This is a genomic window from Paenibacillus sp. ClWae2A (assembly GCF_032452295.1).
Lineage (GTDB): Bacteria > Bacillota > Bacilli > Paenibacillales > Paenibacillaceae > Paenibacillus.
This window is the reverse complement of the sequence record NZ_JAULSQ010000004.1, coordinates 333,493-346,502: the sequence shown is the minus strand read 5'-3', so window position 1 is coordinate 346,502 and position 13,010 is coordinate 333,493. Positions and strand designations below refer to the sequence as shown.

General features: G+C 45.6%; 11 protein-coding genes. 2 read left to right on the top strand and 9 right to left on the bottom strand.

From position 1 onward, the window contains the following. The first annotated feature begins 36 nt into the window (after nt 1-36). Together QVE09_RS16130 and QVE09_RS16125 are read left to right on the top strand one after the other, a co-directional pair. Complete coding sequence (locus QVE09_RS16130) at nt 37-765, top strand: helix-turn-helix domain-containing protein (protein WP_301880094.1); 729 nt, start codon at nt 37-39, stop codon at nt 763-765. Nucleotides 766-779: 14 nt separating this feature from the next. Continuing rightward, nucleotides 780-2,399, top strand: coding sequence for a recombinase family protein (locus QVE09_RS16125; protein ID WP_315937593.1), 1,620 nt, complete (start codon nt 780-782; stop codon nt 2,397-2,399). Nucleotides 2,400-2,413: 14 nt separating this feature from the next. On the opposite strand, the gene QVE09_RS16120 is transcribed toward QVE09_RS16125, so the two are convergent. The 9 genes from QVE09_RS16120 to QVE09_RS16075 form a co-directional block, all read right to left on the bottom strand. Further along, nucleotides 2,414-2,743 carry a hypothetical protein gene (locus QVE09_RS16120; protein WP_315937592.1) on the bottom strand — a complete coding sequence of 110 codons (330 nt, stop codon included), beginning with the start codon at nt 2,741-2,743 and terminating at the stop codon, nt 2,414-2,416. 64 nt (nt 2,744-2,807) lie between these two features. Continuing rightward, nucleotides 2,808-4,697, bottom strand: a complete 1,890-nt coding sequence (locus QVE09_RS31620) for a helicase-related protein (protein WP_483874297.1) — start codon at nt 4,695-4,697, stop codon at nt 2,808-2,810. Between the two features lie 166 nt (nt 4,698-4,863). Then, nucleotides 4,864-5,187 (bottom strand): hypothetical protein, encoded by a 324-nt coding sequence (locus tag QVE09_RS16105; protein WP_315937589.1) that lies wholly within the window; start codon nt 5,185-5,187, stop codon nt 4,864-4,866. Nucleotides 5,188-5,308: 121 nt separating this feature from the next. Beyond that, nucleotides 5,309-5,485 carry a Spo0E family sporulation regulatory protein-aspartic acid phosphatase gene (locus QVE09_RS16100; RefSeq protein WP_315937588.1) on the bottom strand — a complete coding sequence of 59 codons (177 nt, stop codon included), beginning with the start codon at nt 5,483-5,485 and terminating at the stop codon, nt 5,309-5,311. 160 nt (nt 5,486-5,645) lie between these two features. Next, nucleotides 5,646-6,959 (bottom strand): XRE family transcriptional regulator, encoded by a 1,314-nt coding sequence (locus tag QVE09_RS16095; RefSeq protein WP_315937587.1) that lies wholly within the window; start codon nt 6,957-6,959, stop codon nt 5,646-5,648. Between the two features lie 424 nt (nt 6,960-7,383). Beyond that, nucleotides 7,384-7,761: a hypothetical protein gene (locus tag QVE09_RS16090; RefSeq protein WP_315937586.1), complete on the bottom strand. Its 378-nt coding sequence runs from the start codon at nt 7,759-7,761 to the stop codon at nt 7,384-7,386. A 356-nt stretch (nt 7,762-8,117) separates the two neighbouring features. Next, the gene (locus QVE09_RS16085) at nt 8,118-8,840 is read right to left on the bottom strand and encodes a response regulator transcription factor (RefSeq protein WP_026081439.1); all 723 of its coding nucleotides are present in this window, start codon (nt 8,838-8,840) and stop codon (nt 8,118-8,120) included. A gap of 7 nt (nt 8,841-8,847) precedes the next feature. Continuing rightward, complete coding sequence (locus tag QVE09_RS16080; protein WP_074092506.1) at nt 8,848-10,008, bottom strand: sensor histidine kinase; 1,161 nt, start codon at nt 10,006-10,008, stop codon at nt 8,848-8,850. A 47-nt stretch (nt 10,009-10,055) separates the two neighbouring features. Then, nucleotides 10,056-12,779 (bottom strand): stalk domain-containing protein, encoded by a 2,724-nt coding sequence (locus QVE09_RS16075; protein WP_315937585.1) that lies wholly within the window; start codon nt 12,777-12,779, stop codon nt 10,056-10,058. Nucleotides 12,780-13,010: the final 231 nt, after the last annotated feature.

Sequence of the window (13,010 nt, the reverse complement as noted above, 5' to 3'; positions counted from 1 at the left end):
ATACTGATGATATCGAAAAGGAGGCTATTAAGAGGAATGAATTATTTTGAACTTTTGAAAAAAAGAATAAAAGAATCCGGACTTACACTAGAAGAAATAGCTGAAAAAATCGAAAATGATGGTTTTGGGGTGGGCAAGGGGTACATAAGTAGACTACAAAACGGGAAAGTAAAAAACCCTGCAACAGATGAGTTGACTCGTGCAATTGCGAAAGCGATAAATACTAATCCAGAGGATCTGCTACTGGCAGCATTAATGGAGAGGGCTCCCCATGAACTCCATAATCAACTGATTAGATTGATTAAAGCTGAAGAGCTAAGAAGAGAATATGAGAGTGCCATTCGAGTAAAAGATGCACAATCTGGTAGTCTTCCCATAGATCGCATTATACAAATACCTCTACTTGGCTCTATAGCAGCCGGAGAGCCTATTGATCGCATTGAGCTAGCAGAAGACATCGAATACGTTGATAAAGCGATAACTAGAGGTAACAAGGCCTTTGCGCTGAATGTAAAAGGTGACAGTATGATTGGTGACATGATTATGAGTGGGGATATCGTAATTTGCATTTCACAGCAAGAAGTTACTTCTTCTGATATAGCTGTCGTCGCAGTAAATCGAGAGACAGCAACATTGAAACGGGTAAAGTGCCAAGGTGAGATGTGCATACTTATGCCTTCCAACCCTAAAATGGAACCTTCTCTCGTTCCTGCTGACCAAGTTGAAATCTTAGGCAAGGTAATTGAAGTTAGACGAAGATTTTAGAAAGGGTGATTAAAATGATAAATCTTGAAGGGCTACCAGGATTGCTTTACTCAAGAAAATCAAGAAAAGATATTGAAGCCGAAAAAGAAGCTGCTGCTAATGGCAAACCATATGATACTTTAGAAAAACATAGAATTGCGCTTCTGGAGATGGCAAAGAAGTACAAACTTCATGTTGTAGATCTCTTTGAAGAGCTAGTGAGTGGGGAATTTATTGCCGAGAGACCAAAAATGCAAAAGGCTCTGGAAATGCTTAGAAGCGGCGAAATCAAATGGGTTGGCGTTATGGACGAGGATCGCCTCGGACGTGGCGATAAGATAGATCAAGGTAGAATAGAAAGAGCCTTTAAAGAATCAAATGCATATATCATAACCCCGTACAAAATTGTCGATCTGCAAGATGAAGCCGATGAGTTGTACATGGATTACAAAGGGATGGGTGCTCGATACGAGTATAAACAGTCTAAACGAAGATTACAGGATGGTAGAAAACGATCTGCCAGCAGAGGAAACTATATATGGACCCATGCACCATTTGGGTATATTAAAGGGCTCGACTTCAAAACTAACTTTCCCCATCTCATCCAAGAGTACGAGAAGAACGCATCTGAAATGCCCAACTTAAAATTGTACCCTCATCCTGAGCAACACCAAATCGTCCGCAACATTTTTAAATGGTTTGCTGCGGGAGAGAAGATGGAAACTATATTAGATAGGTTGGTAACTGAAACTGTTTTCCCTTGGAAGAGCAGCTCATATAATTATAAAAATGTGCACAGAATGCTTAAAAACCTTGTTTACACCGGTGTATGTGTGTTCGGGAAGAAAAAATATATTAAACTTGAGGACGGTTCCTATAAGGTAATTCCAATCCCTAAAGAAGAGTGGTCTGTTACAAAAAACACCCATGTTCCACTATGTTCTGAAGAAGATTTCGAAAAAGTTGAAAGAAGAATTAAAGAAGCCAATACCGCAAAGAACAAACGGAATACGGTTTTCAGAAATCCGCTGGCCACTTTGCTTAAATGTCACTATTGTGGAAATATGATGAATTACGCTATTAACTATTCTAAACCAAGAAATAAGCACCAAATTATTTGCCCTGTATTGAACTGTAAGGAAAATCACTCAATAGCTTATATCTATGTAGAAGAACAACTGGTTAAACAGATGAAGGAGTTTTATGCCGAAGTAATAGCAGATCCTAACTTCATTACTGCTTCTAAGCAAGACATCATTGAAGATTTGGAATCAAAAGTGAGTAACTTAAATAAGTTGCTTGTAAAAGCTAAAAAGCAATTAGCAAATGCGCATGACTATTTAGAACAAGAAATTTATACTTTGGACACTTTCCTTGAACGACAATCCACGATATCCAAGAAGATTGACGATCTTAACGAACAATTCAAACAAGCCAGTGAAGATCTCAATGCTGAAAAAATTAAAGCTGCTAAGAAGAACAATTTTGTCCCACGATTGAAAAACGTAGTTGATACCTTCGAACATTTAGAATTCCCTAAAGATAAAAACGATCTTTTGAAAGAGATTATTGAATGCATCTATTTCGACAAGCCTGGGCCAGGATTCAGACGAAACCCCCACTTTAACCTTGATATAACTTGGAAAGACTTGTGACCAAAAAGAGTCTATCATCGCACTGTGTATTTGTACATGCCTATCCATTCTCTCATAAGAGTGTTGTATTGTACGGCGCTGCGATTGGAGATAAAGGAACGGTTTTGCATGTGTGGACGAGCACAGTCCGGGCAACCGACTCCCCGACCACAACGCAGACAGCGGATGGAACGGATCCATGGAATCTGCTTCACACAACGTGGGCATATGCCTGGATAGGTAGAAGACAGCATCGCTCGAGTGCCACATGTCAGACAAGTCGCTCCCGGTGGGGCAAGCAGGTGATGAAGACGCTGGGTCAAGTGTTGCGCGTGATCGGTAAGGTTGCTGAGCCAGTTGAACATAGGGGGACACCTCCAGTATTGAGAATGTATTGTGAAATGTGGATACGAACTTGTCAGATGACAACTATGTCCGGGATGGCGGATGCAGGTAACCTTTGCGACGAGCGATGGTGTTCATTGTCCGAATCTGTGCAACGGCCTTCACCTGTGAGCGAGTCCGACGAGACGATGCAAAAACCACCCTCCCCGCCGGGTCATCCATGGAACGCCCTGCTCTACCCGCCATCTGGACCAGCGACGCTTCATCAAAGAGACCATTGTCTGCATCCAATATAAAAACATCGCTGCGCGGAATGGTCACGCCACGCTCCAGGATTGTGGTGGTTACGAGCAGACGAATGGTACGTTCACGAAATGCTGTAACTTTATTAGCACGATCAGGGTCCTGAGATGAAGTTCCTTCGATATGGATTCCGGGAAAGGTACGACGCATCAGATTCACAAACGCCTCAATTTGGGCAATACGTGTCACAAACACAAATACCTGGGCGTCACGCTCCAATGAAATTTGGATGTTAGTCTTCAAGGCAGAAGGAAGATTTCGTTTCTTAATACATTCAGCAACGGTTATCATCTTGATCAAGCGCGGGACAGGTAAAGGATGACGGTGAAAACGTACCGGGACTTTGGCATGAGTGAGTTTTCCCTGCGCTGCTTCCCTCTGTAGCCGAGCTGGGGGTGTAGCAGATAGATAAACGAAATTTCCTTCCGGTTTACAGGAGGATGCCGCCGCGTGAGCGAGCATAGGATCGTTGTGATAGGGAAACGCGTCTAGCTCGTCGATGATGACGAGATCAAATCCCTGATAAAAACGCATCAGTTGATGTGTGGTCGCGAGCGTGAGCTGCGCGTCTTTCCAGCGTTCGTCACTGCCTCCGTAAAGGGTAGCGAGTGAGGTGTCCGGAAAAGCTTTGGCCAGACGCGGAGCTAGTTCCAGCACCACATCCCTGCGCGGCGTAGCGACCAAAGCTCGTCCGCCACGATCCAGTGTATGTTGGAGCAGTGGGAATATCATCTCGGTCTTGCCGGCCCCGGTCACGGCCCACAGCAAGAACCGCCCCGGCCCTTCCCCTGCGGGCGGCCGGGCCAAAAACGCAAGCGCCGCGGCTGCTGCCGCGCTCTGCGCTGCGCTAAGCCCCCACCGGGCGAGCCCGCCGCCGGTGGGGGCCAAGGCCGTGCCACGCGGTGCTTCGCCGCGTCGTGGCACGACCCCTTGCGCTGCACTGCGTAGCAGCAGCGCACAAGCACGGCTACGCCCTAGCGCGAGGCAAGCCTCGCAGTAGGCGCACGCCGCCAGGCCGCAGGCAGCGCAGGGCACGCGCTGCCTGGCTTCGCTGCCACAGCGGTGGCAGCGTTGCGCGCTACGCGCGCGTCCAAGCCACGCGTGCCGACGGCGCGTGGCAGGCCCTTCGAGGGCGGCTGTGATACTCAGCCGCCCGTGCAAGCGCGCGAGCTGCGCAGCCGCGCGCCAATCCTTTGGCGGCTGGGCGGTATCCGCCAGCAACGCCTCCACCTCGGCCGCCAGCAGTTGGCGGCCGCTGATCCGTTCAGCCAGCAGGGCCGCGTCCCGCTCCAGCTGAGCCCACTGCCCGGCGGGATACGGCTCTGGCATCCCGCCTACCTGAATGCGATGCGCAGCGGCATTACCCGCTTTGCCCGCTATACCTTTTCTGGCCTCAACTTCCCCCGAGGCCAGCTCATACACATTCAGCTTCCGCGCAAAATAGCTCTGCCATTCGCGCTGGCCCCACTGATCCATACCTCGCTCCATCTCAAAATGTTCAACCAACCAGGATGCCTGACTTAACGGCAACGCCTTTTCTAACAGCAACCAGCGCAGCACATGTCGCCCACTTCCTCCCTCCAGCCACCAAGCCACATCCACTCGAATATCGAGTGATAATACCATGCTCCACCCTTCCCCTACACGGCACACATATAAGGCAACTTTCATTTACTCTCCTCCCCCATCGCACATTCTCCGAACGCAAAAAAGCACATGCCAACCCGGCTGTTCGCCGGAGCATGTGCTTCATGTCCATAATCTTCTTATGATCAATCTACTTATCACTATATCAATCTAATCAATACTCTACAAACTCTGCCATTCAGAAAACGTCTTATTTACCAACTCGAATAACAGGTTGCTGATCAGGAGCTGTCTCAATATAGATCGACTCGCCAGGTTGTAAAATCTGACCGTTCACTTCAAAAGTAAACGTCGTTTCAGGTTTCGTACCATATATATCAGAGACTTCTTCATCTTCTTTATACTCATTTAGCGTATCTCTATCTAAGATGAAACCGGGTTCCATCCAACTTGAAATTTCACGCTGAGTATCCGAGTGTTTATCTTCTTCTGCAATTACTTTGCTTGAGGTAAGACTCAATACCAAGATCACTGTTATCAAAAACATCATTTTCTTTTTGTAATGCTGTCTCATTAGATCATTCTCCTCATGTACCACTTTCTTAGCAACCTATTAACCGGGCTCTTATATGTTTTCTACGATGTACGTTTACTTCAATTATGTTGGTCTGAAATATCCAGGAACCGGTTATGTATTACTTAGTTTGGAGATGCCTGTGAAACATTCGATTATATCGATTAATCAACTCATCCAAAATTTCGGATTGCTTAATTACAATTGGATGTTGCAAACCATAAATCGCTGTCAATGTGTACAAGCTTTCCCTTTCACGTTCTAGTTCGATTTCTTGTTCACTCGCAACATGTTTCATAGCATCTTCACCTCTATAAAACATTGTAACCTCTTATGTAAAAACATAGATTTCCATGAGATAAACAAAAAATATACGAGATTAACCACCATCTCTTCACCATGTATATTAATCGCCATTAGTTTGATGAAAAAATGAATATGGACAACATCATTTCCTTTTATAACAGAAGACGTTTCAACTGGACTCGTAACAAACGACTCATCACGTTAGCATCATTGTTAATTCGATCAATAATTGACAAGCTATCCAAGACAAATTGAACTCCAATCTGAACACGATTGGAGTTTAGATAATAATCACCTACATCCATTAGAAATATCGCAAACCGATCATCAATAATCTGGTCAGTATAAGAGCCTACGTTCTCCTGAGTGAACATATGAGATGATATATTTATTTTAAAACGCTCCAACACATGGTCAATATTCATATTATACGTATTAGCTGCTTTAATGAGCTTGAACATTCCACGCAAAATCTCGTTTTCTCTTACTGATAAATATTCCACATACTCATCCAAAACATCTATTTTACCTGCAAGAATCTGATAGAGATATCTATTGGCTACTGCCCACTCCCGAAACTGTTTTTTCGTTAGCTCCGCCTCAAGATCATTCTCCATAATCCAATCCTGATTTTCGTAAATTGAGACATAGTGTAGTGCCTGATTATAATCATTCTGCTCTTCTGCAATGGACCCTTTAATCAAATCCGAGTATAAAATATAACCAAACAAAGGTTTGGAAGGCTCCTGATAACTCTTCCCCCGTCTAATCCGTTGATGTTTGATTTCATATTGTACCTTCGCCAGTTTGCCCATTCGTGTTGCCAGTTGCTCCGCTTTGTCCCAACGACGCAATGAGAGATAGAGATTCATCAGATCTTTCAGCGCGTCCAGTTGATCCAACTCATTAAGGCGTACGACATACGGATCAAATTGCACAGCACATTCCAGATTATTCTGCTGATCATCATTAATCGAGAGCTTGAACATTCGATACTGACAGATCGCCAATCGTTCGGCATGCTGGTACCGTTCCCCTTCACACACTTTACGATATATAATTAGCGCAGCCGCCGCGCTCCCTTCTGCGTTTAATGATTCGGCACAGTCATAGAGTTGTTGGATATACGCAGGATTCTCCATCATTAGATCTACCGTTCGTTCAATACAATCATTTTTACCAAGCTCAGCGCAGCGAGTGATAAATGGACGTAGTCGTCGCCAGTTCATCGTAGAATCATTAGATAACTCACTCACATACTGTTCATAAAAATATCCTTCTTCCAATCCCATGTATTCTGTCATAATATCCAGGATTTTAACAGATATAGGCTGTGAACCATTAATCACCCTGCTTAGCGTTCCAGAGTTAATGCCTGATTGCTCTGCAAAATGATAGAGAAGGATATTGTTTCCCTCTATGTATTGTATAAATTCTGTTCGGATCGTCTTATCTATTATACTCAAGAAGATATCCCCTTCCAGAAACACACTTTTCTCACGCTCAACATCCATTTTAAGTAATTATATGGTTTGAAATACCATGAGTCAATATAATGGAAGAGTCTGCTTTCATTTTATGGGCTGATCTATCCCCTCTAGTTCACTCACACCAATTCTGCTAATAACCAGAATCTTTCTTTAAAATTGCGAAACTTTTTCCAATATGAATCGTCTATACTTTTAAATTAAGAGTTCTGACTTCGAAAAGTTTATTTTAGTGCTCTTGAACTCGCCATAACCCAGACAATAACCATAGATTGCATAAAAACCCATTTTTAATTTAAAAGCAGACTTGGCTACAATTACAAAAAAAGACTACAGCTTCTGCTGTAATCTTTTCACTGTAGATCTGCGAAATGTTAATCCCATTTCCCGCTCACATGATGATTTATTGCTCTGATTCACGCAAATCAATCAGTCGAAAAGTGTGATCGGTCTGTGCTACCTGTTCAATATCAGCAGGGACAGCAGGCAGATAAGATGTCTCCATGCCTTGCCTTTGCATAAGCTTTTCAATAATCGTAATCGTTTCCGCTTCTGTACGATCAGCAACAACGGTTAATCTGAAGCTCTTACCACGGTATAACAATTCCCGGCAAAGTTCTCTTACAATGCCTTCGATCCGCCCTGCCTGATTGGAAGGGATGAGCAGGATCTGCTCGAAACCTTCAGATTCCGGACGGGAAAGATGGCGCTGGTGCATGGCATGAACGGCCATTGCCGCCAGGAAGTATATGAGCAGAATCATAGTCAGATGAGCAACCATGGCAACTGCACCTCCTCGGAAGGTCATGCTCACCCATGGCGAACATCCCTGTATACAACAAGTATATGCTGTACTTCCTGAAGGGTTACACTTGCATTTCCTATCGCTCATATTCCACGCTGATCGACACCGGACGAAGAAAGACAGGCCAGGTCATTCATTCACGCCTAAGCTTGAACATATGTTCCGCACAACCTTACGCTTTGCTCATTTGCAGTGATAAAGTCCATTAACCCGCAGACCAATCCAACATTCTGGAAAGGGCGCGAGTGAACACCAATCTATACTTCGACAAGGTTGAATCAACCAATGGACTGACTTACGATATAAATACTTCTTTATGAAAACATAGGGTATTAGAGCGTAACCCAACCATATTTGATCGAATTGATAACGGCTTGTGTACGGTCATCCACTTCCATCTTCTGCAGAATACTGCTGACATGGTTTTTTACTGTTTTTTCACTGATGAACAAGAATTCACCAATCATTTTGTTGCTCTTACCTTCTGCCATCAAGCGAAGCACTTCAGCCTCACGACGTGTGAGTGGGTTATTGTCGCCAGCGACAAATTTAACGCCCGCTTCCTTCGAAGCGCCTTCACTCATTGCCCCTGTTTCATTAAGATACGTCATACGACGCAGCTGCATGATCAGTTTGCCTGTTACTTTCGGATGTATGAACGCATGTCCTTCATGCACGGAACGAATCGCATTGATCAGAGACTCGGCCTCCATATCCTTCAGCAAGTATCCATTAGCCCCTTTACGAAGCGTCTCAAATACATAACTTTCATCATCATGAATGGACAAGATAATTACTTTGACATCAGGGAACAGCTCACGCAATTTTTCCGTTGCTTCTACCCCGTTTTCGATTGGCATGTTGATATCCATCAATACAATATCAGGTTTATCCTGATTGCAGAATTCGAGCACTTGAATACCATCGCCGCATTCGCCGATGACCTCGATGTCGTCCTCCATATTCAAAATGCGTTTCAGTCCCTCACGGAACAGCTGATGATCATCAGCCAAAAGAACTTTAATCGATGCTTTACCAGTATCACGGTTTTCCATCATCCTGCTACTCCTTTCCCTTATCCACGTTTGTCGGGATATGAATCACTATTTTGGTTCCTTGATTTTCTCCGGATTCAATCTCTATTCTTCCTTCTAACAGTTCAACCCGTTCTCTCATCCCAATCAGACCGAAGTGGGTATGATCCTTGCTTTTCTTCGCAAGAAGCTCCGGTTTGAATCCAAGCCCATTGTCCTGAACGACAATTTTGACGAGCTGAGCCTGGTATGTAATTTCCACTACAACATAAGTGGGATAAGCATGCTTTGCAGCATTCGACAGACCTTCCTGCACAAGGCGGTAGATCGCAGCCTCCATCGCGGAAGATAAACGGTGTTCTTTACCTCTTGTTTCAAAAAGCGACCGGATTTTCGTTTTTACCTCAAAATCCTGCACGTACTTCCGAAGCGTTGGAATCAGTCCCAGATCATCCAGTGCCATAGGACGCAGATTGAAAATAACTTTTCTCATTTCTTCAAGACTGGAACGAACCTGGCCTTTCAAATCTACTATTTCGGCCTGGACCATCTTAAAATCCTGCTTAATGAGCATTCTTTCTACAATTTCCGTCCTAAGCACTAGATTCGCGAGCATCTGCGCAGGCCCGTCATGAATCTCACGAGCAATACGTTTCCGCTCTTCTTCCTGGGCCAAAATTATTTTCAAACCAATCATTTGTCGATTTTTGGCTGATTCGATGATCCGGGTCACTTGACCCAGTTCACCTGACAGGTACTCGAGTACAACACCCATCTGCGAACCGATGGTCTCGGCACGCTCCACAGAAGCTTCCACATTTTTGGCACGCTTCTGCAGATCATCCCGACGAGCCTTCAGATACATTTCCTTCTCACGATAAATCATCAGATCCAGCTGCAGCTGTGTTGCTTTCTCGTACGCCTGCTTGATATCATGCTCGGAATAACGGACAAAGTCGCGGCTAACCTCAGTCAGCCGGATCCGGGAACGGCGGTAGTTCAGCTCCAATTGATCTACTTTCTCGATCGTTTCCGCCGTCTCCTTCAGTACCGACTTTAACTCCTCGTTGAGTGTTTTCAGCTCATCACGAGTTGCGTCCATAATTTCGAACATTTGATATTTGCTGTTTTCCATGACTTGTATGGCGTTTTTAATGACGCGGTCTATGGCATCGGCTTGTAAATCCACGTTTGTTCGACTCCATTTCTATCGTTTCCGGTATATATCATACCATATCACGATGAGATGGTAACGGTCTTCGTTTTCTGTTCCCATTTTACAGTCAGACCAAGTTGCTCGGAAACGAGTCTTAACGGGACTAAAGTCCTACCACCCGTTACGTATGGTGCAACAGTTGCGCTCTGTCTTTTACCATTCAGAATGAATTCTTTCTGCCCTACAACCAGATCAATCAGCTTGCCACCACGTAATACCGTGATTCGCTGATTTTTGCTATCCCAGCTTGCCTGGCCACCAAAAGCGTCCAAAACATGTTTGATTGGCACATACGTTGTACCATTTTTCAGGACCGGTGCTGCATCAATCGCTTTATTCGTTCCATTCACCGTCATCGATTTCTGTCCAAGCACAAGCGAAGCTGTACCCGTAGGCAATCCGACTTCACTGGACTTGGAAGGCATCGTGAATGCGATGTTGTCAAAAGCAACCGTACCTGATTTCGCTCGCTCATCCTGACCTTCTTCCACGTTCACTACATAAACCCGCTTCAGCTTCGCCGGATAGGCAATGTTCAGTCCGTTCAGGTCCACACTCAGCTTCTTCCACCCGTTCCAGTCAATCGCTTTGGCGAGATCGGCATATACCGTTTTGCCATTGGCATCCGTGAATTCGGCACGCAGCCAGTTCAGGCTCTTATCTCCCAAAACATCCATAGACATTGATGTAGCTGCTGCAGATACCTCTTTACCTGTGGAACCGTTCAGTTGTGCATAAGCATACATTTTGCCTGTTCCAGCAGTCATATCATAATCGAGTTGCAGCACATTGGAGCCAGCTTTTTCACCAGTTCCTGCAGTAACGGTTGCCGAACCAGTTACACCCGCTGCGTTCGTCGTGAAGTTGATTGGATAATTCACATTTTCGAAATTCTCCCAGATCGTTTCGCTGGCAGAAGCCGAGAGTACCACGACTGTGCTGTAACCATCATAACGACCAATCGCATATCCCACTTGTGCACCAGAATTGACGGAAGATACGGTTAATTGGTCAGCAGTAACTTTACCTTTGAACCCGATGAATTCCCATGTCAGCGAGTCTGCCGGAACCGTAACACTTTGTCCGCTCTTCGTTGTTGCTGTTACCGGGATGGACATCGTTGTGCCCGCTTTGAGGGAACCAAGACCTGATCCTGCTTTCAGGGATGCCAATTCACTTCCACCCAGTACCGATACTTGAATGGAGGATGAAGCTCCATTGCTCGTTGCCGTCAGCGTTGCTGTGCCTGGCTTCACGCCTTTGATTGTACCGTTGCTGACACTCACGATGCTGTTGTTGCTGGACTTCCAGGACATGCTGATATCGCCTGTTGCGATCGGGTTGTAATAGGTGTCATATCCTTTGGCTGTGTACTTGCCCTCTTGACCCACCAGCAACGTTTGGCTGCCACTCACGGCAAAGCCCTTCAGTTTACCTACAGGAGCCGTAGAGAACACACCCAGCGTGTTTACAACCTGACGTTGCTCGGTGCCATACTCTGTGTTGAACGTCAGACCGGCGGTTTGCTCACCCAACGGACGTGTTACCATTGTTGTGGAGCCGCCTCCATCCAGGTTCATGCCTTTCCAGACACCCACAGTGGTCATAAAGGATTGCAGTTCCGTCAGCGACATCCCGCTGCTGTTACTGTTTTTCTCCGCTGCAATGATGTAGACATACCGACCATCCTGGGAGTATCCTACTGCCGTTCTTGCACGAATGCCACCAATGCCAGAAGATGCGATATCACGGGAAAAGGAAGCTGCCTTACCACCATTCACCAGAATGGTATGACCGCCAATCATCATCTCCAGATTACTTGGATCGACCGATTGCCCGGTTGTTTTAGCTTTCAGTTTGTAATCCGCATCCAAGGTTTGCCCAACGGATAGATGGCTCATGATCCATGTCGCCGCTGTTCCATGCGCACGCAAAATGTACCCATCCTTTGGCACCGTCATGTTTAGCGCTTTTTTATCCGAGATTTGGGTAATTACTCCGTTCTGCACGAGAACCTCTGTCGGCGTTGTGGAAGGATCATTTGGACGTTTGGAGGAGGTCCATGCCGGTGTATAAATATACATCGAATTGGCATGACTATATTTCACCGCACCCGACTCTACCGTATAATCCTCTTTATTTATCCCACGCAAAGCAAAGGTTGAACCATCCTGTGCCTTCACGGTTCCGTCAAAAGAATACTCGTCGATCATCGGCTTGCCATCCTTGGTGACCGTGAGGGCATACATGCCTGACAGCTCAGAAGGAGTGGAGACCAGCACGCCATCGGAGACCTGTCCACCAATCGGCGCGAGCTCCCCGGATACATTGAAGTAATCGCCATTCACAGCAGCTACTGCACCATTTTCCTTAGCCATGGCTCCTGTGCTCTGTTTACTGTTCAGATTACCGCCCTTGCCTGTCATCACATCCAGCTTCACATACGGGTTCTGCAGATCCACCTGGATGACATCCGCCAGTACGTTGACCTTGGAACCGGAACGTGTTGTTGTATATCTGTATTTCATGAGCTTCGCACCCGAAGTCAGAATTTCTTCACTCAACTTGCTTGTATTTGTAGATGCTGCAGCGGCCACCGATTGCCACGAAGTGCCTGACCACATCTGCCCACCTGCGCTCATCACCGGTGCAATCCAGATCACACCCGCCAGCGTCACAATCGCCCATTTCTTCACCTTACTGCCCTTAACGTCTTCCAGCTGTTTCTCATGTTTCCCCAGCATGTCTGAAACGTCTCTCCCATCTTGTATATCAATCTTAGACATCACGAACACTGCCAAGTAGGCAGCCGATAGCGAGATCTCTAGTATACTCTTCTATTAATAGACTGCTTTTTGTGGAAAAAGTTACGCCCCCAGCTAAGATTGAGGTATATATTGGTTAATCAATTCCACACGTTTCTGCTATATAGTTAAACTAATCAAAAAATAGACTTCGTCTGTGCACGAATCAGC